The organism is Methylobacterium platani, from assembly GCF_001653715.1.
In the GTDB taxonomy this organism is placed as follows: Bacteria; Pseudomonadota; Alphaproteobacteria; order Rhizobiales; family Beijerinckiaceae; genus Methylobacterium; species Methylobacterium platani.
Genome location: NZ_LWHQ01000038.1, coordinates 112,986 through 134,058, shown reverse-complemented (window position 1 = coordinate 134,058; position 21,073 = coordinate 112,986). Strand labels below are relative to the sequence as shown.

At 68.4% G+C, this 21,073-nt stretch carries 26 protein-coding genes and 1 pseudogene; 16 read left to right on the top strand and 11 right to left on the bottom strand.

The window, feature by feature from the left end:
- The first annotated feature begins 98 nt into the window (after positions 1–98).
- The 3 genes from A5481_RS19250 to dgt all read left to right on the top strand — a co-directional run bounded on the left by A5481_RS19250 (position 99) and on the right by dgt (position 3,904).
- Positions 99–1,871 carry a hypothetical protein gene (locus A5481_RS19250; protein WP_156311687.1) on the top strand — a complete coding sequence of 591 codons (1,773 nt, stop codon included), beginning with the start codon at positions 99–101 and terminating at the stop codon, positions 1,869–1,871.
- Positions 1,868–2,080, top strand: coding sequence for a hypothetical protein (locus A5481_RS19245; RefSeq protein ID WP_048431816.1), 213 nt, complete (start codon positions 1,868–1,870; stop codon positions 2,078–2,080). Before A5481_RS19250 ends, A5481_RS19245 begins: the two co-directional genes overlap by 4 nt.
- A 222-nt stretch (positions 2,081–2,302) precedes the next feature.
- A complete protein-coding gene (dgt, locus tag A5481_RS32650; protein ID WP_156311688.1) occupies positions 2,303–3,904 on the top strand; it encodes a dGTP triphosphohydrolase in 1,602 nt (533 codons plus the stop codon).
- A gap of 294 nt (positions 3,905–4,198) precedes the next feature.
- On the opposite strand, the gene A5481_RS19240 is transcribed toward dgt, so the two are convergent.
- The 8 genes from A5481_RS19240 to A5481_RS19205 form a co-directional block, all read right to left on the bottom strand.
- On the bottom strand, positions 4,199–4,657 hold the full coding sequence (locus A5481_RS19240; protein ID WP_048431817.1) for a hypothetical protein: 459 nt from the start codon (positions 4,655–4,657) through the stop codon (positions 4,199–4,201).
- 24 nt (positions 4,658–4,681) lie between these two features.
- Positions 4,682–5,002 (bottom strand): hypothetical protein, encoded by a 321-nt coding sequence (locus tag A5481_RS19235; protein WP_048431818.1) that lies wholly within the window; start codon positions 5,000–5,002, stop codon positions 4,682–4,684.
- On the bottom strand, positions 4,999–5,247 hold the full coding sequence (locus A5481_RS19230) for a hypothetical protein (RefSeq protein ID WP_048431819.1): 249 nt from the start codon (positions 5,245–5,247) through the stop codon (positions 4,999–5,001). Before A5481_RS19230 ends, A5481_RS19235 begins: the two co-directional genes overlap by 4 nt.
- A complete protein-coding gene (locus A5481_RS19225) occupies positions 5,244–5,618 on the bottom strand; it encodes a hypothetical protein (protein WP_048431820.1) in 375 nt (124 codons plus the stop codon). Before A5481_RS19225 ends, A5481_RS19230 begins: the two co-directional genes overlap by 4 nt.
- Positions 5,619–5,699: 81 nt before the next feature.
- Positions 5,700–6,131, bottom strand: a complete 432-nt coding sequence (locus A5481_RS19220) for a hypothetical protein (RefSeq protein WP_064504186.1) — start codon at positions 6,129–6,131, stop codon at positions 5,700–5,702.
- The gene (locus A5481_RS19215) at positions 6,112–6,357 is read right to left on the bottom strand and encodes a hypothetical protein (protein ID WP_048431822.1); all 246 of its coding nucleotides are present in this window, start codon (positions 6,355–6,357) and stop codon (positions 6,112–6,114) included. Before A5481_RS19215 ends, A5481_RS19220 begins: the two co-directional genes overlap by 20 nt.
- Positions 6,358–6,374: 17 nt before the next feature.
- Positions 6,375–8,012 (bottom strand): P-loop NTPase family protein, encoded by a 1,638-nt coding sequence (locus tag A5481_RS19210; RefSeq protein ID WP_053082209.1) that lies wholly within the window; start codon positions 8,010–8,012, stop codon positions 6,375–6,377.
- Between the two features lie 65 nt (positions 8,013–8,077).
- Positions 8,078–8,611 carry a hypothetical protein gene (locus A5481_RS19205; RefSeq protein WP_053082210.1) on the bottom strand — a complete coding sequence of 178 codons (534 nt, stop codon included), beginning with the start codon at positions 8,609–8,611 and terminating at the stop codon, positions 8,078–8,080.
- Positions 8,612–8,961: 350 nt separating this feature from the next.
- Here A5481_RS19205 and A5481_RS19200 point away from each other — a divergent pair, with 350 nt between their 5' ends.
- The 8 genes and pseudogenes from A5481_RS19200 to A5481_RS35335 form a co-directional block, all read left to right on the top strand.
- Positions 8,962–10,188, top strand: coding sequence for a DUF7448 domain-containing protein (locus A5481_RS19200; RefSeq protein WP_048431823.1), 1,227 nt, complete (start codon positions 8,962–8,964; stop codon positions 10,186–10,188).
- Between the two features lie 2 nt (positions 10,189–10,190).
- Positions 10,191–10,319, top strand: coding sequence for a hypothetical protein (locus A5481_RS35735; RefSeq protein ID WP_280818763.1), 129 nt, complete (start codon positions 10,191–10,193; stop codon positions 10,317–10,319).
- 70 nt (positions 10,320–10,389) lie between these two features.
- Positions 10,390–11,031: a hypothetical protein gene (locus A5481_RS19195; protein WP_048431824.1), complete on the top strand. Its 642-nt coding sequence runs from the start codon at positions 10,390–10,392 to the stop codon at positions 11,029–11,031.
- Complete coding sequence (locus tag A5481_RS19190; RefSeq protein ID WP_048431825.1) at positions 11,028–11,372, top strand: helix-turn-helix domain-containing protein; 345 nt, start codon at positions 11,028–11,030, stop codon at positions 11,370–11,372. The genes A5481_RS19195 and A5481_RS19190 overlap by 4 nt, the downstream gene beginning before the upstream one ends.
- Positions 11,369–11,818 carry a hypothetical protein gene (locus A5481_RS19185; protein ID WP_048431826.1) on the top strand — a complete coding sequence of 150 codons (450 nt, stop codon included), beginning with the start codon at positions 11,369–11,371 and terminating at the stop codon, positions 11,816–11,818. Before A5481_RS19190 ends, A5481_RS19185 begins: the two co-directional genes overlap by 4 nt.
- Positions 11,815–12,030: a hypothetical protein gene (locus tag A5481_RS19180; protein WP_048431827.1), complete on the top strand. Its 216-nt coding sequence runs from the start codon at positions 11,815–11,817 to the stop codon at positions 12,028–12,030. The genes A5481_RS19185 and A5481_RS19180 overlap by 4 nt, the downstream gene beginning before the upstream one ends.
- Before the next feature lie 809 nt (positions 12,031–12,839).
- The gene (locus tag A5481_RS33730; protein ID WP_156311689.1) at positions 12,840–13,529 is read left to right on the top strand and encodes a hypothetical protein; all 690 of its coding nucleotides are present in this window, start codon (positions 12,840–12,842) and stop codon (positions 13,527–13,529) included.
- 591 nt (positions 13,530–14,120) lie between these two features.
- Positions 14,121–14,222 (top strand): annotated as a pseudogene (locus A5481_RS35335) (EamA family transporter); the annotation flags it as partial.
- 55 nt (positions 14,223–14,277) lie between these two features.
- On the opposite strand, the gene A5481_RS19175 reads toward A5481_RS35335, so the two are convergent.
- Entirely contained in the window at positions 14,278–15,717 is a 1,440-nt protein-coding gene (locus tag A5481_RS19175) for a YncE family protein (RefSeq protein ID WP_048431828.1), read from the bottom strand.
- Between the two features lie 36 nt (positions 15,718–15,753).
- Positions 15,754–16,155: a CopM family metallochaperone gene (copM, locus tag A5481_RS19170; protein ID WP_048431829.1), complete on the bottom strand. Its 402-nt coding sequence runs from the start codon at positions 16,153–16,155 to the stop codon at positions 15,754–15,756.
- Between the two features lie 212 nt (positions 16,156–16,367).
- Between copM and A5481_RS19165 the strand changes: the two genes are divergently transcribed.
- The 5 genes from A5481_RS19165 to A5481_RS19145 all read left to right on the top strand — a co-directional run bounded on the left by A5481_RS19165 (position 16,368) and on the right by A5481_RS19145 (position 19,901).
- Positions 16,368–16,880, top strand: coding sequence for a sigma-70 family RNA polymerase sigma factor (locus A5481_RS19165; protein WP_048431851.1), 513 nt, complete (start codon positions 16,368–16,370; stop codon positions 16,878–16,880).
- A complete protein-coding gene (locus A5481_RS19160) occupies positions 16,877–17,674 on the top strand; it encodes an anti-sigma factor family protein (RefSeq protein WP_048431830.1) in 798 nt (265 codons plus the stop codon). Before A5481_RS19165 ends, A5481_RS19160 begins: the two co-directional genes overlap by 4 nt.
- A gap of 126 nt (positions 17,675–17,800) precedes the next feature.
- The gene (locus A5481_RS19155; protein ID WP_167350021.1) at positions 17,801–18,661 is read left to right on the top strand and encodes an SGNH/GDSL hydrolase family protein; all 861 of its coding nucleotides are present in this window, start codon (positions 17,801–17,803) and stop codon (positions 18,659–18,661) included.
- Entirely contained in the window at positions 18,658–19,545 is an 888-nt protein-coding gene (locus A5481_RS19150; RefSeq protein WP_048431832.1) for a LysR family transcriptional regulator, read from the top strand. Before A5481_RS19155 ends, A5481_RS19150 begins: the two co-directional genes overlap by 4 nt.
- Entirely contained in the window at positions 19,542–19,901 is a 360-nt protein-coding gene (locus A5481_RS19145; protein WP_048431833.1) for a YidH family protein, read from the top strand. The genes A5481_RS19150 and A5481_RS19145 overlap by 4 nt, the downstream gene beginning before the upstream one ends.
- Positions 19,902–19,915: 14 nt before the next feature.
- Here the strand turns inward: A5481_RS19145 and A5481_RS19140 are convergent, their stop codons facing one another.
- Positions 19,916–20,995 carry a molybdopterin-dependent oxidoreductase gene (locus tag A5481_RS19140; RefSeq protein ID WP_048431834.1) on the bottom strand — a complete coding sequence of 360 codons (1,080 nt, stop codon included), beginning with the start codon at positions 20,993–20,995 and terminating at the stop codon, positions 19,916–19,918.
- Between the last annotated feature and the right edge of the window lie 78 nt (positions 20,996–21,073).

Here is a 21,073-nt window from a genome sequence, read left to right as displayed (position 1 = left end):
TTGCCCGTAGTCGGGCTGTCGCTCCTGAACATGCCCCAAACCCGGTCCTTGTCGGTGCAGAGGTGCCCCCGACGACGTCCCCCAACCCGGAGACCACCGTGACCACCCTTAACGAGATCCGGGGCCATGCTGTGCACCCGGAGGCATGGCCCGCCCGCGCCATGCCATCCGAAACCCGCGACTTCACCGCCCTCGACTACCTCCGCTTCATCCATCCGGTCGGTAGCCACGGCCTCATCCGCATCGCTGCCCGGGTGAACATCGGCAAGGGTCACAAGAAGCACTACGTCTTCCGCGAGCGTCGTTTCTCCGTGAAGCGCATCCGCCTCGGGCACGCCTCTGTCGTGAGCGCCCTCAAGGAGCTCAGCTTCCACACCTTCTGCACGTTCCCCTACCCGAAGCCGGGCGAGCCCGTCCCAGAGGCGTCGGATGCCAACGTCACCTCGATCTGCGCCAACTGGATCGACCTCGACTACTACGGCGTCCAGGGCCTCGCGGGGCTGTCCAAGAGCGACGTGCTCGACATCGTCCTTCGCCGTTGCGAGGAGAAGCGCTGGCCGGCTCCGAGCTACGTCATGGCGTCCGGAAGGGGCATGCTCATTGTGTGGCTCTACGAGGTGGCGCCCCGCGAGGTCCTGCCCCGGTGGCGCGCCGTCCAGCGCACCCTGAACCGCGCGTTCGAGGACCTCGGTCACGACGCCACCGGGATGTCGCCGACGCACCTCTACCGGTACTCGGGCAGCTACAACCCCAATGCCCTCGCCCCGGCCTTCATGATGTGGCCGTACTACACCGCCGACGTCCGCCGGGGGACGTTCGATGAGCTCGCCGCCGCGGTCATGCCGGTCTCGCGGCGCAAGGCGAAGCTGTTCGTCGCCGAGAAGCTCGACGGCATCGCCAAGCGGGCCGCCAAGCAGGCCGGGCGTGACCGGGCGCGGCGGGAGGAGGAGGTGGCCCCGACCACCGCCCCTGCCGCGCCGGCACGCAAGAAGCGCGAGCGGGTGGGCGGCCACCTGACCGGCCGCTCGTACTGGCGGGCCATCGCCGCCGACATCGAGCGCCTTCGCGCCCACCGGTTCGGCGGGAAGCGGATGGTCGAGGACACTGGTCGCTCGACCATGGCGTTCGCGGCGACGATGGTCCAGGCCTGGCTTCTGCCGGCGTGCGACCTCGACGGGTGGGTCCGGGACCAGGCGCACGCCTGGGGGCTCGACGAGGAGGAGGCCCTGTCCTGCACGAGCGGTGTCCGCAAGGCGGCCCGGGACGCTGCCAATGGCGAACGGAAGGCGTGGCTGAAGAAGGAGGTCGACCCGCGCTACCGGCCGGGCCCGAAGCGGCTGATTGAGCTCCTCAAGGTGCAGCCGTCCGAGATGGGCGCCGCCGACCTGCGCATCCTGGTGACCGCCGAGCGGAGGCGGGACGTCGTCGCGGACCGCCAAGCCACCCTGCGCCGGTCCCGGGGGGCCAAGGCCCGCGCGGATCAGCAGGGCGCTCGGCTCGCCATCGGGGTCGAGGCCCTGCGCCTTCGCAGCGAGGAGGGGCTCGACCGCCCCGCCATCGCCGCCCGGCTCGGCGTCACCACCCGCTACCTCGACACCGCCTTGCGCGACGCCAAGGCCATCGAGACCATCGGCACGGTTACCGCCCCGGACAAGCCGATCAAGCCGCGCCGTTCACACGGTTCGTCACGGGGTACTTCACGCGCGAAGGTCGGAAATACTTCCGGCGAGGCAGCCGTCGCGCTTGTGGCGCCCAAGGGGGAGGCCTATAATAGCGAAGTCACGGTGAAGGGCACCTACCTCCCCGACAACGCCCGCTGCGCGCCTCACGGCCCGGCGGGCGTTTCCGTTCCCGAGGAGGTGTCGGCATGATCCGGCCCCTCGTCATCGACCAGCCGCCCCCGAAGGTCGTCCTAGCCGGCGAGCTCAAGGCCCTGCGGGCCCGCGCCCTCGACGCACGGCACGGCGGCGCCAAGCCAACCAACCCGCATGGTCGCCGGCGCTTCGTATACGGCCGCGTTGTCTACCTAACCGAGAACCACGCGCCCTTGCCGGCGCCCCCCTCCGCCACCGCCGGCTAAGCAGCGCTCCGTGTGATCCTCGCGGTGTTATGCAGCGACATCACATAAAATCGTTGACGCCGGCGATTGTAAATGTTCCTGTTTTGTTCTATAAGCTTGGCAGTCCTACCAACGGCTAAAAAACAGTGAATGCACTCAACCTCGCGGCGATTTATCGTCGGCACCGTGGATGCCGGGGATAGCGGCACCTTGGTGGGTTTCGGTCAAGCTTGAGAGGTCAGCGTGGCGGGAGAGCAAGAGGAGTCCACCGATGACGGTCTACAGGGCCTTCGTGGAAGCGGCGAGAGAAGCGGACCGGAAGCTGACCACCCTGAGGGAGGTTTCGAAGAAGCGCGAGGCGGATCGCCAGAGGCAGCCGAGGAGCGAGACCCGAGAGCAAGTATCCCTCCCTGTGAGCGAGAAGCCCAGGAGAGGGTAGAGGTCACAGCGCTTTACAGCGCGGCGGCTTGGCAGAGGAAAGCCTTTGAGCCGGAGACGCCATGGCGTCCTCCGGTCATGCGCGATTATGCTCGCGTAATTCACAGCGCAAGCTTTCGAAGGCTACAAGGAAAAACTCAAGTTTTCCCAGGCCATGAGTCTGATTTTTTTAGAAATAGACTCACGCATTCACTGGAAGTTGCGCAAATTGCTGAGGGAATCGCCCTTCAACTAAATTATACTGAAAAGCTTTTTGAGAAGGCTAAAATTGATACTCGTCTCTGTTCTGTTGCGGCTCTACTCCACGATTTAGGCCACCCGCCGTTCGGGCACAATGGAGAGCGGCCGCTTGATGATTGCATGAAGAAGGTTGGCGGGTTTGAAGGCAATGCTCAAACTGTCCGTATTATATCTCGCGTCGAAAAGAAGCTGTCCAACGATGATTATGATGCGCTTTCTAATGTGGAAGACGAACGAGTTGGTCTAAACTTAACACTTCGCACTATCGCGTCAGTTATAAAATACGATAGAAAAATAGATTACGAACGATCTGCCGACGCAGATCTTGTAAAAGGATACTACGCAACTGAGTCAAATATCGTTGAACTTGCTAAAACATCAGTGGATCCGAAGTGGCGCGACAGACACCCTGACAATGAGGCTTATAAATTTAAAACAATTGAATGTTCGATTATGGATATTGCTGACGATATTGCATATTCAACCTATGACCTTGAGGATTGTTTCAAGGCTGGCTTCATAACTCCAGGAGACATTCTGGCGTCAAGTAAGGATCTACTAGACAGGGTCGCAAAAAAAATTGCCAAGGCATTGAAGCAAGATTTTACTCGGAAGGAAGTGATAGATACTTTTCATGCTATATTCGAGAGCGCTGACGCGACTATTGATCGCAATAACAGATTACCGCCGATCAATGAATTCAGCAAAATATATGAAATATTCAATAATATAACCAATTCAAGTCATTATAGAACCGAGTTTACTAGTCAGCTAGTCAATGAGGCAATTAGAGATATTGAAATAGAAGTCGCAAACGAAGATATTATTGGTTTAACAAAATTGAGACTTAAGCCAGAGGCTCGCAAAAAAGTGGAAGTTCTAAAAAATTATACGTATGAAGCAACCATTTATTCTGCGAGGGTTAAGGTTGCTGAATTTAGAGGCTACGAAGTAGTTAAGGGTATCTTTGATGCCCTGTCCAGCGACAAAGGATTTTTGTTGATGCCTGAGGACCTAAGGCAGCAATATTTGAAGGCTAGGCCGAATAGCACAGCAAAGATGAGAGCTATATGCGATTTTATTGCAGGAATGACAGATAGATATGCGCTAGAATTTTATGCTCGCTTACACTCAGATACTGCGCAGAGTATCTTCAAGCCTCTTTAGAGCTTGCATCACGCGGGCGCAGACGCCTTCTCAGCCTTGCCATGCAAACTATCGGGGTCGTGCGTGAGTTCGACCCCGGCCGCCTTAAGCGCGGCTCGCATGGCACGCAGGTTGTTGGCGATAAGGACACGCCGTCCTTTCTCGAAATCGCGCATGGTTGAAAGCGAGACGTTTGAACGTTTCGCTAGCTCGTCCTGAGACCAATCTTGCCATGCACGTCCGATCCATCCACCAGGAACTCCCCCTCGTCGGCATGGTCGCGGATCCCGGGCATAGCGCCAGCGCACGAGGGCCTCAGTCGCCCGACGAGACGTCGCCGGCGCCGGAGGGGCACGGCCCGCTCATGGCGACCGTCACGTCGAGGCCGTCCTGGCGGGTCACGCTCCATGTCCGCATCTGGTTCTCGCCGTAGCGGCCGCCGCCGCCCAGGGGCGTCCATGTGCCGGTGAACGAGGTCCGGTCCCGGTAGGCGTTCCCGGGGGCTTGGAGCTCGATCCGCTCGCGCCCAGTCCGGACGTCGACGGTCCCGCAGGTCACCGTCGTCGTCCAGCCGTCCCGGCCGGCGGGCGAGGCGTAGACGCGCGCGAACCCCGCGCGGCCGCCGACGACGGGCCCGCGCACTGCCATGACGAACCGGTCGTCGTGCTGGGGGAACGGCGGCGGCTCCGGCGCGGGCTTGGCCTGGCGGGCCGCCTCGGCCGGGACGGTGGCGAGGACGGCCAGGACGGCGGCGAGGATGCGGGTGGCGATCATGGCGTGGTCTCCGCGGAAGGGGCCTTAGTCGCCCGTCGAAAGCTGGCCGATCCCGCTCGCGCACCGCGCGTCGGTGAACTGCCCGGGCAGGTCGAGTTCGGCACCCTTGAGCGTGATGATGAAGTTCTGCCTTACGCCCTCGACGAGGTAAGTGCCGCCGAGGCCGGAGCCGCGACCGCGGCCGCTTGTGCCCTGGCCGACGTGGCGCGTGACGCCGCGGCCTCCGGGGGCCTGCAGGCCGTAGCGCCAGATGTCCCCGCACGAGGGGAACGGGGCCTCTGCTCCCCGAGCAGGGACGGTGGCGACGGCGGCCAGGACGGCGGCGAGGATGCGGATGCCGATCACGACAGCGCCTCCGAAGCGTCGTCGCCGAGGGGCGGCGCCGGGAGCGGCTCGACGCCCGCGGCGAGGGACCAAGCCCGCGCCGCGACGCGATGGGCCTCGTCCAGCGGTAGCAGCCCGGCCTCGACGAGGCGGGCCGCCCGCAGGACGCGCGCCCGGGCGCCACGGCCGACGAGCGAGCAGATCTCGCCGCTCTCCCATGCGGCCTGGAGGCGGTCGGCGACCGCGGTGAGGGTGGGGTCGATCATGACATGGTCTCCATAGAGGGGGTGGGGTTGGCCGCCCAGGCGGTGCCGTCGGGCTCGAACCAGACGCGGCTGGCGGCGGTGACGACGGCGCCCGTGTCGCGGCGGCGGAAGCCCGGCTCGGCCGGCCGGTAGCCGATCCGCACCGCGTCGGCGGGCCGGGCGCCGTCGGTCAGGGTGCCCTCGATGAGGGCGTGCACTTCGCGGCGATTGGCGAGCTGGCACCGGACCCTGGCCGCCTCGCTCGTGCGCATGACGCACCCGGCGAGGACCAGGGATGGCGCGTGTCCGATGAGGCGACGCTTGCGGAGGATCGACCACATCTTCAGACGGCGATGGAAGTGCACGTGCACGGGGGATGGCTTCTCGGTCATGGCGGGCGCTCCGGACGAAGGGGGACGGGAGCCCCGGCCAGGGATGGCCGGGGTAGGCGCGCTATTCGCGCGGGGGCGGCATCAGGCATCGCGGGCCTCCCTGGCCTTCCTGACGGCGGCCCGATCCTCGGGCGAGTCGTGGAAGTCCATGGGCACGATCACCGGCGGATCGGGGTCGTAGTGGACGATGGGCTCGTGAGGCTCCCGAACGGCGTCCGACGACGTCTCGGCGGCGGGGGCCGTCGCCGGCTGGGGGGCGCGACGCTTGAGTGTGATCTCGATGCGGAGCATTTCGAGCGCCGCGTCGCCCGGAGTGAGCACGCCTTCGCAGACCTCGCGGGGGATGTCGTAGATGCGGTTGATGGCGGCGTTGGCCGCCTTGCGCGGGTGCTTGCCTGCGCGCTTGCCGCAGCCGATCCGGTCAATCGCGCGCATGGACGCGGAGAGGAGCATCCAGCTGTCGCTGATGGGCTGCTTGGCGGGCCTGGCGGGCTTAGAGGCTGGTGCGGACATCGCGGTTCTCCTGGTGAGGGCGGTAGGGGGTGGACAGGGCGGCGCCGAGCAGGACGCCGGCGTCGCGGATGACGTCGTCCTCGCGGGCCCGGCTGGCGCGGACGTCGGCCTGCATGCGCTGGATCTCGATGCCGGTGGCGGAGATCACGAGGATGGAGGCCTTGCGGTCGCGAGCGGCCGCGCGGAGGCGTTCCTGGACGGCGTCCAGGCCGGGTGTCGTCGTCATGGCGGTCTCCGGAAGGGCTAGTGGCGCGTCTCGTAGGGCGCGGTCAGGCGAATCCGGACCGCGACCTCGACAAGGCGCCTCAGGGCGCGCAGGCTGCCCCCGGGCCAATGCTCGGCCAGGGAGCGAAGGTCGCTCCTGTCGAGCTCACCGTGGTCCTCAGGCAGGCCCTGGCGACGGACGATGTCGAGCGCCATGCGCCGGGCCAGGACCGGCATGTGCTCGGGCCCGGGGAGCGGGAACCTCAGCACGCGAAGCCGGTCCAAAACCTGGGGCGCGATCCCGTCCGTCGAGTTCGCCGTCGCTGCGTGGATGACGTGGCTGATGTCCACGTCAGCCTCCAGGTACGGGTCCCGGTACCGGCAGGAGTTGGCCGGTTCGAGCAGGCTGGTTAACGCGTCCCTAAGCGAACCCCCGAAGCCGCGGGTGTGCCCCCCGGCGCGGTTTACCTCCTCCCAGACCACCACCGGGTTCGCGTGTCCCGAGGTCAGGCAGGCGCGCAGCGGCAGCGCGACTTCACCTGAGGAGTACCTCCTGGGGGTACCCGCCGCCGACGCGTCCGAGCTACCGTCGCACGCGTAGCGTTCGACGTGCAGGCGGCAGCCCCGGTACAAGGCGTCGAGCGCCGTCGACTTGCCGCCCCCGGGATCGCCGATGACGAGGACCGGCGGGGTCGCCCAATGCTCCCGGCCGTCCTGCAGGGCGACGAGGTCCTGGAAGAAGCGCCGGGCATGCGGCGCCGCCGCGGCCGCTTCCTCGACGAGGGCGCGCCGGTCCTGAGGGAACGGGTAGAGCGGGAAGACCTTGCCGACGACGTCCCGGTACTCGTTCTGGACCTCGCGGTTCGACGTGCCCTTCGCGCCGCCGCCGATGCGGGGGATCAGGACGATGCCGGGGGCCTGCGGCTCGGGCTCCGGCTCGGGGGCCGGGTCGTCGTAGGAGACGGGGCCCGGGCGGTCGTCGTCGATCATCTCGGCGTGCGTCGGGCGGGGGCGTTGCGCCGCCACCTTCCGGTCGCCGAGGATCTCGCCGCCGAGGTCCAGCGCCCGCTGCATGATGCACAGCGGGGGCGAGCCCGGGGGACACGTGCCCATCTCCTCCCAGCGTGCCAGCAGCGCCCGGGCGCCGACGGAGAACCGGAGGAATCCCACGGCCCGCAGCGCGGCGCACCGCTCGGCGGCCTCCGCCGAGCGCTTCATGGCCTCGCGGTCGCCGGCCTCGGCGAGGCAGACGTCGATGACCTGCGCGAGCCGGACGTAGTCGACCACCAGGGCTTCCTGGCCTGCGGTCGCCACGTGGTCGTCGAGGTCCATGAGGAACGGGCCGCCCTCGATCTCCTCGACGCGCTCGACGCAGCGAGCGCGCAGGTCATCGAGCTTGGCGTGGGCGACCTTGAACGCGGCGGCGTCGCGGCGCCGGGCGGCCGACTTCAGGTCCTGGCACAGCGCCCAGGCCTCTGCGGCGATGCTCGCGAGGTCGGCGTTCCAGTGCGTCTCCGCCGACGGAACGCTGGGCAGCGGCGGGGTTGCCCAGCGCTGCGCGACGTAGCGGATGACCGCGATGTAGGCGTGGGAGTGGGTGCGGTCGGCAGCCGAGCATGTGCCGCGAAAGATCGCAAGCGCGCTCAAGGCCTCCGCCCTGTCGAGGGCTTCGGTCATCACGGTCTACTCCGTCTTGACGCGCCAACGGACATCCCGCCAGCGCTTGGGACAGGTCGTAGCCCCTATTCCTTTACGAGTCCTTTCTGACGCTCGGGGAAGACAGGTTTTCCACGCCGCGCGTATCGAAGGATCTCAGACGCGTTCCTTGCCTCGTGCATCGTCTCCTCAATCTGCTCGTCGAAGTGCGAGCCGGCGGAGACTTGGTCCGTGTAGCGCGCCAGGGCGAGCAGGAGGGCGCCCAGGGCCGTGGGCGCGTGGCTGTAGGACGTGTGCGCCAGCGCGAATAAGACGGCGGGCGGCAGGCCCTGCCGGGCGAGGCGCGACGCTGACAGGCTGCGCTTGTCGACGGCGAACGCCTCCGCGAACGAGGGCATCCATCCCCCCGGCCAGAGCCGATCCGCCGCGGCGTCGACGGCGGGCGCCAGGGCAGCGTTGACTTCGACCGGGTCGAGCGGATGCGGCTCGCCGTCCCCGATCAGGAAGGGCTGCCGCGCAGGGTCGAACGCGAGGGCCAGGGTTCCGACGCGCCCGACGACTGTCCAGCCCTTGGGGCGCGGCCAGTTCTCCGGCGACAGGTATTCGAGCACGATCTCCATGGCCGCCGGGATAGCACGGGCCGGGGTCGGCGTGGTTAACGGGACCGGTCGAATGCGGGCGGCAATTAACTCGGATCTGCTGCAGACGGGGCCATGCGGCCCGGAGTAGCTCATTTACGAGTTGACGACAGGCATCGCGGCGAGCCCGCGTTAACGAATGGCCGGCCCGCGACGACCGAAAATGTCGTCTGTAGAAGACACTCGTTTTCGGGTCCCGAGGGGGCTCGGATTTCGTGTCGTCTATAGAAGACACTCTGAGAGCGCTTTCTGCGATCCCGTTAACGCCTGTGGCGCGTCCCCTATGCGAATCCGGGGATCCCCGTACCCTCCCTAGCGGGAAGGGGATCAGCATGAGCGACGACGTCCACCGGGCATCCGGCAGGGTCATCTCGTCCGTAGCGGTCGAGGACGACGTACTGCGGTTCGAGTTCACCGACGGCTCAAGCCTCAAGGTCTGGGACGCGGCGGATCTGTTCTGCGAGCGGCGGTACCTGTCCTGCGACGATACCCTGCAGCACTTCGGCGGCGCCTCGTTCAGGGGCCTGGAGGTTCGCGACGCCGAGACCGGCGACGGCGACGACGGGTGTCACGAGGTCCAGTTCCTCGTCGTGTCCACGTCGCTCGGGACCTTCACCGTCGCCAGCCACAACGAGCACAACGGGTACTACGGCGGCTTCGACATCTCGGCCGAGTTCAGCGAAGCCAAGCCCTGCGACGCGTCCGACGAGAAGGTCGCCGAGCTCGCGCGCCTCTACGTCGGCATGACGCCCCAGCAGATCGCGGCCCACGAGGATTGGGTCCGTCGGTACAAGGCCGAGAAGGCAGAAGCGGCCGACCGCGCGGCCGAGCGGGAGATGGCCCGCCGGGCCCGGCTGCGCGCCATGACCGACGAGCAGGTGTCCGAGCACCTCGCCCGTGAGGGCATGGAGCCCGAAGCGTTCCTCGGGGACCTCGCCCACGCCGGCTACGTCCGCCGGACCAGCCGGCGGGTCGACGGCGGCGCCGTTGCTGGTTCGACCCCGGACATCCGGTTCGAGGTCATAGGGCGCCGCCTCGGGATCGTGACCGCGAAGGTCTCGCTCACGCTGGAGGCGCTGCAGGCGGCCGCGGCGGAGACCGGGCTCGACGTTCAATCGTTCCGCCGGCTCACCGTGACCTATCCCGAGATCGACCCGGAGGACGCGACCCTGTTGCCCGCCGGGAGCCCGGGCGAGGCGTACCTCCTGCCCAAGGTCAGGGCCGCCCTCCTGCGCGGGGATCGTGCCTTCGGCATCCGCGCGGCAATGGCGACCGCGAAGCGGAACGGCTGGCGCCTGCTCGACGCCGCCGGCGAGCCGGTCGCATCCCTGCCGCCCGCCGCCGCGGCCGGGACTGCCATCGAGCTTCAGACCGGCGCCGAGTACGACGAGTGCGGCGAGGACGGCATCGACCCGGACGCCCTGGTGCTGGTCGAGGTCGAGTATTTCAAGCACGAGCCGGGGGAGGCCGAGGGCTTCTATCGCCTCGCGACGTTCACCGGGTGCCCCCGCGGGCGCCGGCTCGCCGAACTCTGCCTCGACGCGGCGAGGGGGGCCTGACCATGCTGACGGACAAGGAACTCGACAACCTGGTGGCGGCCGACCGGAAGGAAGCGACCGCCGAGCCCTTCATCGTCGTCGGCTTCGACTGCGCTCAAGGAACCGACGACCCGGCCCGCCCCAAGGGGTAGGCCAAGTTCGATTGGGTGAGCGTGGGCATCGTCGGCCGGGACGCCGACCTTCCGCAGGTGGGGACCTTCCATGGCTGACGTCGACCGCATCCGCGCCGCGACCGAGCGCGCCATCGCCGCCATGAAGGCCCACCGCGACGCCGGGCCGTCCATCACAGGAGAGACGCCCTTGTTGTTCCATCGCGTGACGCCCGAGCCGACGCCGGCGGGCCCGACCTGGCGTGAGAAGACCGAGCTCGACAAGGCGGTCGCCTCTGAGGCCATCCGCGGGCGCCTGCCGGACGTCTGGACCCTGCTCGACATCGTCGAGAGCGCCAACCCGCCTGGCTATCTCGACGACGGGAGCGACGTAACCCTTCAAGCCCGGGATAGCTGGCAGGTCAGCTTCTTCTACGACGTCGGCGACCTCGACTACATCGACCGCATCACCACGCCGGAGGGCCTGGTCTTCTCTCCGTGGGACTGGCCCGCTGGTGCCCCTGGGCGCCAGGTGCTGATGAACTGGCGGGGCGTCGGTGACCGGGAGTGGCTGCTGGCGCATGAGGACCCGATCCGGACCATCGACTGCACCGCCCTGCAGGGCGACCTCGCCGTCGACGAGGACGAGAAGGACGGCATCACGTTCGGCCGGATCGACCTGATCGGGGGCTACCTAGACTGGGACGCCTCGGTCGTCCGTCGCACGCCGGTCCCGGCGAAGGAGGCAGCATGAGCGGGGTCGACAGCTTCGACGGCTACCGGGAGCAGCACTTCCGCAACGAGCTCCTCGCCGGAAGGATTCCCGGCAAGCCCTACCCGCGAGCCTTCCGGAACCGGGCCGCCGCCATGCGCGCGGAAGGGGCGACCGCCGAGGCCGTCAGCGCCGCCATCGGGGTCCACGTCGACACGGTCCACCGCTGGAACGGCGGGACGGTCCGGGGCGACCTGGCGGAACGGCGCGCGGAGGTCCTCGCCCATCTGGCGGCGGGGATGTCGGTTCGGGAGACGGCGCGAAGGGTCGGCTGCACGCCGCGGAGCGTCATGCGCTGGCGGGACGAGGTGAGGGCATCATGACCGAGCGCACCATCGAAGAGCGGCTGCGCCTGGCCGCCGAGCCCGACTGGCAGGGCCTCCCACGGTTCGGGAGGCGGACACCCGAACTGCTGCAGGAGGCGGCCGCCGAGATCGGCGCTCTCCGAACCGTCCTGGCGGCTGCGGTCGCCCGGCGCGATCAGGTCGAGGCCCTGTCCGACGCCATGTGGCAGCTCCTCGACGACATGGGCACGGAGGGGACCAGCGTCTGCCACTCGGCGAAGGCCTCGGCGCGCATCGCCTACGAGCCCTTCCGGGTCGACGCCGACGGCGAGGAGGCGCCTGTCGCCTACCCGCTTGAGGAGGCCGAGCGCATCCTGGGGTGGATACGGGATGGCATCCGGCACGAGCTCAATCGGCCTTTGAAGGTCCTGCCGTGGTCGGACGAGCCCGTCTCGCAGGTGATCAAGGTCGAGGACGCGCCATGAACTTCGACGACGTCGTCTACGAGGTCGGCCAGCACTACGTCGTCCGGGTGCGCGAGGACCGCCGCGGCCGGCGGCGCGAGGCGTACCAGGTTCGGGTTCAGGGGCCCGTCATGGACCGGGTGCTGCTGACCGCGTCAGGGCGCGGCGCTCAGATCCACGCCATCGACCATGCCCGCTTGCAGCACTGCGCTTCCGTGCTGCTCAAAGCCTAACGCACCCCTGAAACGAGAGCGGCCCCCTTTCGGGGGCCGTCCGGCCGGGATCGGCCTCGGGGCGAAGCTCTCGGGGGATACCCTGACCCCTCGTCCGAGGGGACCGTGCCCGTAGGCCCGATGGCGCCGGCTCTCCCACGCCCGGGGTCCGGCTGACGGCTTCGGGGCTCGCGAACGTCCCCGGGCGCCACCGCGGCGCTCCCGCCCTTGAGGCGCCCCGGCCGGACTGGGCGGCTGCCGGGGACCCTGACGCTGGCGGTCGACGGGCCGAGGATCGACCTCGAATCGGCGCGCCGCAAGGGGCCCCCTACCCGGTCCGTCGACCCGCGCCGGCACGGTCCCGGATAGCCCGTCGGGGTGAGCCACGAGTGAGCCACGGTCGGTTTCAGGCCCTGGCCGCGGCGGCCGCTCTACAGACGGGAATGGGTTTCAGCCTGTTGGACACCACCCGCTTAGAAGGTGGCCGCTCTATCCAGCTGAGCTACGGGGCCTGGCGCCGGCCGCCTCAGAAGTCACGGGTTCGGCCCATGGTCGAGCGGTTCCGCCACCACGCACTTTCCCCCTTGAAGAGGGGCCGAAAGTACTAAGCTCAGGGGAGTGATACGGTTTCGGCAGTGGATCCCCGTTTTGCCGGTGAGCGGAGTCCCTGGCCCGCAGCGTCGTGGAAAAAGCATCTATCATAGTCAACAAAGCCCCCCCGGCGACCGGCCCCTGTAAATCAATATTCAAGTTTTATCCTACATGATGATGAAGTATGGGCATCTAGTGCAGCATGTTCCGGAACGCTACCCCCAGGAGTACTTAGGAAAATGGCTCGGACGAAAGGCCGTCGCCGGCTGACCTGCCATCACGAAGCCGGACATGCGTTGACGCGATGGTACTTCGGACATAAAACGGATCGTGCCTTAGTCCTCACTGTTGATGAGGTCCGCGCTGGCAAGACTGCAAGGAACCGCAAGGGCGTGGTTATTAGCGGCTGCGAAGGCATAGTCGAAGGCTACGACATTCATGGCTATCCGTATGGGCCTATGCTGACCACAGGCTCTGCAGAGGAACAGACTCACTCCAACTACCTTAGTGCCATCAACCGAGATGTCGAACTTATTAATTGCTTCGCAGGTATCACAGCTGAAGCGCACTATCGGCATGCGTCGGTGAACGCCTGCATATTGGCAGGCGGCATACAAGACATGATCCATGCCCGGTGTTTGGTTGATGCCTGGGATTTACCATACGAAGAGCAGCAAGCACTACTACGGCTGTCCGAATTACGAGCCATCGCTTTAGTGCAGTCGAAGCCGGGGGCCGCTGCTATCAAGGCGATAGCCGATGCGCTTATGGAGCGCGGACGTTTGACCGGAGAGCAGATCGCGCGGCTGTGCCGAAAAGCCTACGACGGCCGAGAGTGCGCTCATAGCGCCTGGAACGCACACTGGCCAGCTACGCCCAAGCAGATCCGAGCAGGTTTCATTCCAGAGCGTCTTGGGCAGGTTGCATAGACCTCGCGCAGATGCATTGGATTATCGGCGCGCCTGAGAAACCACTATTTTAAATGAAAAGCATCGCAGCAAGTTGTGGCTTTATGAGCATTATCGTAGTTCTCGCATCGAATTCCTCAGCTCGTTCAGAAAATCCGTCGCCACATGCGGATCGTGACGGTGTCGCAACAGAGCAGGGTCATGCGCCCCAAGCGGTCCTTCGGAGGATTGGCAAGGCAAGACGTATGGGCTCGGTAGTTCACCATGGCCTGTTCCGCTTCGCTCCAGATATTGGCATGCCGCTTGTTCGGCTGCGCGCCATTGTCTGTCGGATCCTCTCGTCGTCCTAAGCCCCCTCCCCTTCCCCGTCAGGTATCCGGCCGCGACACGCAGGGCTGTGGCTATGTCGCAGCGGAGCGGGAGCATGGATCCTCCGCAGTTCTTCGGAGGCGTCGACCGAACCACCCGCATGATATCGGAGGCACCCTCGGTTCGTTCGGCTATGCGCCATTTCCAGACCTTCGCCACTGGCTGTTCGAATGGTCGCTCGCCGTCCGACAGCGGACTTCCGAGGGCCGTAATTGCTTAGCAGGTGCCCGAGCATATTAGGGGGTATATTTTGGGCTGTTCCTGGGCGAGTGGCTGGCCGCGCCGAACTGGCTCGGCATCGCGCTCATCGCCGCCGGCGCCGTGCTGGTCGCCTACCGGGCGTGAGGATGGCCCCCCCGAAACGGAAGGGGGCGATCCGACGACCGCCCCCTCGGCACCGTTACTGCGCGGCCTGGACCTGGACCGTCGCGCCGGTCTCGCCGGGCTTGCCCTCGACGATCACGAGGATGCGCCGCGCCGCGGCGTTCGGGTTCTGCGTCACCTGGCGGATCGGTCCGACCGCGTTGACGATGGCGGCGCCCGCAGGGTTCGTCATGAAGGCGGCGAGCGGCTCCAGCGGCCCGGCGCCCTTCGAGTCGGCTGAGAGAGCGAGAAGGTAGGGTCTCTTCGGCGTCAGCCCGGTGACCGCGGCCTGCAGCGTCTGCAGCACGCCCTGGTCGAACAACGTCACCTGCGTCGCCGGCTTGCCGTCCGGCCCGTCGAGGGTCAGCCGGCTCGACTGGCCGGCCGCGCCGAGGGGCTGCAGGTTCGGGGCGCCCGCGCCCGCCGGGACCGCCTCGGGCAGGTAGGCCACGCCCTGCGGGCCCTGGCCGATCGGGATCGTCGCGGTGACGGCGTTGGTGCCGGTGTCGATCACCGCGACCGCATCGGCATTCTCCAAGCCGACATAGACCCGCGACCCGTCGCCCGAGGGCCAGAGGCCGTGCGGGAGCGCGCCGGTCGGGATCGTCGCGACCTGCGAGAAGTCGTCGGTGCGGAACACCTTGACCTGATTGAGGCCGCCGACCGTCACGTAGGCGAACTGGCCGGCCCTGGTGCGGGCGATGTTGACGTGGTTGGTGATCGGCCCCGTCTCGATGGTCTTCAGCGCCTTGAACGGCGGCGCGGCCTCGAAGACCTGGACCCGGCCGACATCCTTCAGGGTGAACCAGACCTGGCGGCCGTCAGGCGTCGCCGCGATGTCCGGGCAGAACGGGCTCTCCTGCTTGATCCGCCCGACGATCTGCCGGCTCTCGACCTCGATCGCGACCGTCTCGGGGCTGAAGCTGGAGCAGACGTAGCCGTACCGGCCGTCGGGCGAGAAGATCGTCATGCCGGGCCCGTTCGGCACCGTGATGCGGCCCGTCTCCTTGCCCGTCGCGGCGTCGAGGATCGCCACGTAATCCTCGCCGCGCACGCTGACCCAGACCTCGCGCCCGTCCGGCGTGAAGAACGCCTCGTGCGGCGAGCGGCCGACATAGGTCGTGTGCCGCACGGTATTGGTGGCGGTGTCGATGAAGCTGACCGAGTTCGAGCCGATCGAGACCGCGAGCAGGGTCTTGCGGTCGGGCGAGAAACCCATGCCGTGGACGAGGAGCTGGCCGCGATAGAGCGGGCTCAGGTTCGCGGGCGTGGTGTCGCCGAGGCGGATGACGCCGAGGAGCGTGTTGGCGGCGGGGTCGATCACCGAGACCGTATTGGAGAACTGGTCCGAGGTATAGAAGCGGTCGCCGGGCCCGACCGGCACGTCGGGCGCCGAGGCGGGGCCCGGCGCCTGGCCCGCGAGCGCGGTTCCGCCGAGAAGGGCGAGCACGAGGGCCGCCGGAATGAGGTGTCGCATCGGATGTCGTCTCGCTGGGTGTGTGGGCCGGCCGGCTCAGTGGTGGTGCGGGGCCGGAGCTTTCGGCGTGGCGGGAACGGCGGGCGGGCGCTCGGCGAGCGCGCGCCGCATGACCTCGATCTCCTGCGCCTGCTCGACGATGATGCCTTGCGCGAGCCGGCGCAGGACGGGGTCGCGCCCATAGGCGAGTTCGGCCTTCGCCATATCGATCGCGCCCTGGTGGTGCGGGATCATCATGGCGGCGAAGTCCCGGTCCGGATCGCCGGAGGGCGGCACGGCCATGTCGGCGTGCATCCGGGTCATCGACTGGGCCATCAGCGCGTCGAAGCCGTCCGGCGCGCTCTCGGCGTGCCCGGTCCGCATCATCATCATGCCGCCGCCCGCCAGGCCGCCGGCCATCAGGGTGGCGATCAGGATCGCCGTCGGTGCGCCGCGCATCGTCTCTCCCGGTTCTCGAAGGTCACGCCGGGAGAGATGCCGGGGAGCACTGGATATTCCCCCACCACGTGGGACGCGTCGATCACGGCTGCGTGATGCGATTTTTTTGACCGGCCGGGGGAATACCGTCGCCTCATCCGGCATCTTTCGTTGCAAGCCGCGGCATTCATCTGCCACCGCCCGCCCCGGAGAAAGCTCTTGTGGAGGACGCCTTGGACGACCTCGCCGCCCTGATCGAGCCGCAGATCCCGGCGCTACGGCGCTACGCCGTCGCGCTCCTGCGCGAGCGCGAGGCGGCCGACGACCTCGTCCAGGACGCCCTCGAACGCGCGATCCGGGCCTGGCCGCAGCGCCGCAGGGATGGCGACCTGCGCGCCTGGCTGTTCGCGATCCTGCGCAACCGCTACCTCGAAGGTGTGCGCGGCCGCCGCGGCGTCGAGGTCGGCCCGGAGCTGCTCGACGGCGTCGCGGACGCCTCCGCCGATCCCGGGGCCGCCCTCGGCGTCCGGGACGTGCTCGACGGGCTCGCCGGCCTGCCCGAGGACCAACGCTCGGTCCTGCTCCTCGTCGCGGTCGAGGACATGTCCTATGCCGAGGCCGCCGCGGTGCTCGCCGTGCCGGTCGGCACGGTGATGTCGCGCCTGAGCCGGGCGCGGGGCCGGATGCGCGCCTTCCTGGACCTCGCACCGACCGTCGTCACCGGACACCTGCGGAGGGTGAAATGACCGCGTCCGACCCCCGGCCCGTCGGCGAGGACGACCTGCACGCCTTCGTGGACGGCCGGCTCGATCCCGGCCGCCGCGCCACCGTCGAGGCCTGGCTCGCCGGGCACCCGGACGCGGCGGCCCGGGTCGCCGCCGATGGGCAGGTCCGTGCTCGCCTGCGGGCTCGCCTCGCCCCGATCGCCGACGAGCCGATCCCGGCCCGGCTGCGCGTCGCCCATCTGGCGCGCCCGCGTCCCGCCCGAAGCATCCGCTGGCTGCCGGGCGCGGCAGCCGCGATGGTGTGCCTCGCCCTCGGCGGGGCGGCCGGGTGGGTCGGGCGCGGGACGGTGCCGTCCGCGGCGCCGCCGGTCGAGCCGATGACGCAGGCGGCGGTCTCGGCCTTCCGCACCTACGTGGTCGAGGCCGTCCACCCGGTCGAGGTCCGCGCCGACGGGACGCCGCATCTGGAGCAGTGGCTCTCGCGGCGCGTCGGCCGGCCGGTCAGGGCGCCGGATTTGCAGTCCCAAGGGTTCCGCCTGATGGGCGGACGCCTGCTGCCGGCCGGCGACGAGCCGGCGGCGATGCTGATGTACGACGACGACCGCGGCACCCGCCTGACGCTCTACAGCCGCGCCGGCGCGGCCGGGGGACGCGGCGTCTTCCGCTACGCCCGCGAGGGCGACGTTGCCGCCTTCTCGTGGATCGACGCCGGGATGGCCTACGTGGTGACCGCGCGCACGGACGAAGCGCGGCTACTGCGGGTCGCCGAGGCGGTCGACGCCCAGGCGAGTGGACGGGGAAGCGGGCTGCAGTAACGCCGGGCTCGGGAGGTCCTGCATCCTACGTCGAGCATAAGAGCGAAGGGTGAGACGGTCATGACGGTAAGGCATAGTGTGGCGCGTGAACGGCGGACGCAGAACGGGCTGGTGCGGAGCGGGCTCTTGCGGATTTTGGGAGCCGCCGCCTGCGCGCTGTTCCTCGGCTCTGCGGCGCGGGCGGAGCCGGCCGGCAAAACCTACCTAGCGTTGGGCGACTCCCTCGCCTACGGCCTGCAGGTCGGCAAGCTCAAGGAGCAGATCGCGGCAGGCACCGTCCGGCCTGGGAGCTTCGACACCGGCTACGCCATGGTGCTGACCTCGTATCTGCGCGAGAGGGCCCATGACCTGACGCTGGTCGACCTCGGATGCCCCGGCGAATCTACGACCTCGTTCGTCGACGGGCCGTGCGGTTTCGCGACGACCGGCAAGCCGTTCGGCACCACGCCGCTGCCGCTGCACGTGCCCTATGCCGGTGCGCAGCTCTCGGCGGCGACGGCCTACCTCGCCGCCCATCCGGGCGCGGTCGGTCTGATCACCCTCGACATCGGCATCAACGACCTCAGGGCCGTGCAGGTCGGCTGCCCGGAGGGGCACGGGTTCAAGGACTGCGTCGCAACTGGCTTACCGCCCGCCCTGGAGCGCACAGCGACCAACCTGCGGCGCATCCTGTCCGCCCTGCGCGCGGCGGCACCCAAGACGCGTATTCTGGTCGGCACCTACTACAACTGGCTCGCCGTCACCGATCCAGACACCGACCGCTTCGTCGAGGCCCTGAACCACACGATCGCTGCAGCGGTCACGGAGGCGGGCGCCGGTCTCGTTGACATCTTCCCAGCCTTCAACCGCACCGGCGAGGCTCGCGCACGGCTCTGTGACCTGACGCTGTACTGCACGCCGGCCCGCGACCTCCACCCGTCGGATGCGGGCTACCGGGTGATCGGCGACCTGTTCGCCAAGGCTCTCGGCGAGCCCGGCAAGCCGTGACCCTCGACCAGCTGCGCATCTTCGTGGCGGTGGCCGAGCGCCAGCACGTCACCCGGGCCGCCGAGGCGCTCAACCTCGTCCAGTCGGCGGTCAGCGCGGCCATCGCCGCCCTGGAGGGCCGGCACGCCGTCAAGCTGTTCCACCGGGTCGGGCGGGGCATCGAGCTGACCGAGGCCGGCCGCCTGTTCCTCGCGGAGGCACGCGCGGTGCTCGCCCGCGCCGAGGCAGCCGAGCAGGTGCTCGCCGACCTGAGCGGCCTGCGCCGCGGCACCCTCGCCATCCGGGCAAGCCAGACCATCGCGGGTCATTGGCTGCCCCGCCACCTCGTCGCGTTCCGGGCGGCCTATCCTGACATCGTCCTGCGGCTCGGCATCGGCAACACCGCCCAGGCCGCCGAAGCGGTCCGCTCAGGGCTGGCGGAGCTCGGTTTCGTGGAGGGCGCCGTCGAGGATGACGGCCTCGCGAGCCTTCCGGTCGCGGAGGACCGGCTCGTCCTCGTGGTCCGGCCCGGGCACGAACTGGCCGGCTGCTCGCAGCCGGGTCCCTCGGACCTCGCCGCGGCGGCCTGGGTGCTGCGCGAGCCCGGATCCGGGACGCGCTCGGCCCTCGAATCCGCCCTCGCGGCCGCCGGCCTCGCGCCCGACGCGCTCACCGTAGCGCTGGAACTGCCCTCGAACGAGGCGGTGCTCGCCGCCGTCGCGGCGGGGGCCGGCGCGAGCGTCCTGTCGGAGGCGGTGGTCGCCCCCTCCTTGCGGACCGGGACGCTCGTCGCCGTGCCTCTCGGTTTGCCGGCGCGCACCTTCCGGGTCCTGCGCCACAAGGAGCGATACCGCAGCCGGGCCGCGGACGCCCTGCTCGACCTGATCCGGGGAGCCGAGCCGTGAGCAGCGTCGACCCCGACGATCCGCGCGTGCGGCTGGCAGAAGATCGGACGGTGCTCGCCGCGGAACGCACCTACGCCGCGTGGCTGCGCACCGGGCTCGCGTTCCTGAGCGTCGGTTTGGCCGCGCAACGCTTCCTGTCGGAGGTGCTGCCCGGCTGGCCGCTGCGGATCATGGCCCTGGCGCTCGTTGCCTGCGCATTCGGCTGTTTTTGTGCAGCGGCCTGGCGCGATCACGCTGTGAGGCGATCCCTCGCGTCGGCACCGATGCGGATGATGCCCCGCGCCCTGACCCTCGGTATCGCGCTCCTGCTCTCCGCCGTCGCGAGCCTCGCGGCCGTGACGCTGTGGCAGATCTGAGTACCTCCCGGCGTTCACTCCACCGTCACGCGCACGCGGTGCCACGCGGCGCTGAGGTAGCCCTTGTAGTTCCAGGTGTCGTCCGGCAGCGCAGGCTGGGTCTGCCCGGCCTCGTCCCAGGCTCGCACCGCCAGCTCATGCTCGCCCGGGGGAAGATCGAGGTCGAGCGTCCAGAACGTCCAGGCGAAGCGCGCCCGCGCATCATGCTCGAGCGCCGCCTGCGCCCAGGTCCGCCCGCCATCACCCGAGACGTCGACGCGTACGACGGTGCGGTCGCCCGACACCGCGTAGCCGCGTACGGTGTTTGCCCCGGCCGCCAGTCGTGCCCCGCGTGCCGGCTCGCAGATCGCCGCGTTCAGCGGCATCGTGTTGATGGTGTGACCTCGGGCGGGGTCGGCTGTCTCCGCCGTCACGTCGGGCGGGAACAGCTTGTAGTCCTCGGCCTGGATCGGGTTGTCCGACGGGTGGTCCTGCACCGTGATGCGCTTCAGCCATTTCGGGCTGCGCACCCCGGCGAAGCCCGGCACGACGACACGCAGCGGGAAGCCGTGCTCCGGCAGCAGCGGCGCGCCGTTCATCGCGAAGGCCAGCAGGGTCTCGGGCGCGAGCGCCTTGGCCAGCGGAATCGAGGCTCCGTAGGGCCGGCCCTCGACAAGGTCGTGGCTCTCGAAGGCGACGTGCAGGTCTGCACCCTCGGCGATCCCGGCCTCGTGCAGCACGTCACCCAAGCGGACACCGGTCCAGTCGGCCGTGCCGATCGCGCCGCCGTCCCACGGATCGCCGGAGACCGGCGCCACCGCCCGCATGTCGGCGCGGCGGTTGCCCGCGCACTGCATCGTCGCCGTCACCGTGACCTCGGCATGGCGCGACCGCAGGCTCTCCAGCGACAGCTCCAAAGCCGTCGGGATCGCGCCGTCGAGGCGGAGGCGGTAGCCGTCCGCATCGATCTCCGGCAGGTCGCCGTGCGAGCGCACGTAGAAGTCGTCGGCCGCCGTGCGGTAGGAGGCCCGCAGCCGCGCGAGGGGCGGCTCGGCATTGTACGGCGCCTCCCCGTGAACGATCAGGCGCGCCTTGCGCTCGGCCAAGCTCGACATGCGGGTCTCCAGGCTGATGGATCGCGGGACAACGTGCCGGGACCGGATCGGTCCCGGCGTGCTCCCCCGGCTTTGCCG

What these genes read in the sequence shown, in the direction of transcription:
- A5481_RS19245 (WP_048431816.1), top strand. Translation starts at nt 1,868, where the DNA reads ATGATCCGGCCCCTCGTCATCGACCAGCCGCCCCCGAAGGTCGTCCTA.
- A5481_RS19240 (WP_048431817.1), bottom strand. Translation starts at nt 4,657, where the DNA reads ATGATCGCCACCCGCATCCTCGCCGCCGTCCTGGCCGTCCTCGCCACC.
- A5481_RS19230 (WP_048431819.1), bottom strand. Translation starts at nt 5,247, where the DNA reads ATGATCGACCCCACCCTCACCGCGGTCGCCGACCGCCTCCAGGCCGCA.
- A5481_RS19225 (WP_048431820.1), bottom strand. Translation starts at nt 5,618, where the DNA reads ATGACCGAGAAGCCATCCCCCGTGCACGTGCACTTCCATCGCCGTCTG.
- A5481_RS19220 (WP_064504186.1), bottom strand. Translation starts at nt 6,131, where the DNA reads ATGTCCGCACCAGCCTCTAAGCCCGCCAGGCCCGCCAAGCAGCCCATC.
- A5481_RS19215 (WP_048431822.1), bottom strand. Translation starts at nt 6,357, where the DNA reads ATGACGACGACACCCGGCCTGGACGCCGTCCAGGAACGCCTCCGCGCG.
- A5481_RS19210 (WP_053082209.1), bottom strand. Translation starts at nt 8,012, where the DNA reads ATGACCGAAGCCCTCGACAGGGCGGAGGCCTTGAGCGCGCTTGCGATC.
- A5481_RS19205 (WP_053082210.1), bottom strand. Translation starts at nt 8,611, where the DNA reads ATGGAGATCGTGCTCGAATACCTGTCGCCGGAGAACTGGCCGCGCCCC.
- A5481_RS19200 (WP_048431823.1), top strand. Translation starts at nt 8,962, where the DNA reads ATGAGCGACGACGTCCACCGGGCATCCGGCAGGGTCATCTCGTCCGTA.
- A5481_RS35735 (WP_280818763.1), top strand. Translation starts at nt 10,191, where the DNA reads ATGCTGACGGACAAGGAACTCGACAACCTGGTGGCGGCCGACCGGAAG.
- A5481_RS19195 (WP_048431824.1), top strand. Translation starts at nt 10,390, where the DNA reads ATGGCTGACGTCGACCGCATCCGCGCCGCGACCGAGCGCGCCATCGCC.
- A5481_RS19190 (WP_048431825.1), top strand. Translation starts at nt 11,028, where the DNA reads ATGAGCGGGGTCGACAGCTTCGACGGCTACCGGGAGCAGCACTTCCGC.
- A5481_RS19185 (WP_048431826.1), top strand. Translation starts at nt 11,369, where the DNA reads ATGACCGAGCGCACCATCGAAGAGCGGCTGCGCCTGGCCGCCGAGCCC.
- A5481_RS19180 (WP_048431827.1), top strand. Translation starts at nt 11,815, where the DNA reads ATGAACTTCGACGACGTCGTCTACGAGGTCGGCCAGCACTACGTCGTC.
- A5481_RS33730 (WP_156311689.1), top strand. Translation starts at nt 12,840, where the DNA reads ATGGCTCGGACGAAAGGCCGTCGCCGGCTGACCTGCCATCACGAAGCC.
- A5481_RS19175 (WP_048431828.1), bottom strand. Translation starts at nt 15,717, where the DNA reads ATGCGACACCTCATTCCGGCGGCCCTCGTGCTCGCCCTTCTCGGCGGA.
- copM (WP_048431829.1), bottom strand. Translation starts at nt 16,155, where the DNA reads ATGCGCGGCGCACCGACGGCGATCCTGATCGCCACCCTGATGGCCGGC.
- A5481_RS19160 (WP_048431830.1), top strand. Translation starts at nt 16,877, where the DNA reads ATGACCGCGTCCGACCCCCGGCCCGTCGGCGAGGACGACCTGCACGCC.
- A5481_RS19140 (WP_048431834.1), bottom strand. Translation starts at nt 20,995, where the DNA reads ATGTCGAGCTTGGCCGAGCGCAAGGCGCGCCTGATCGTTCACGGGGAG.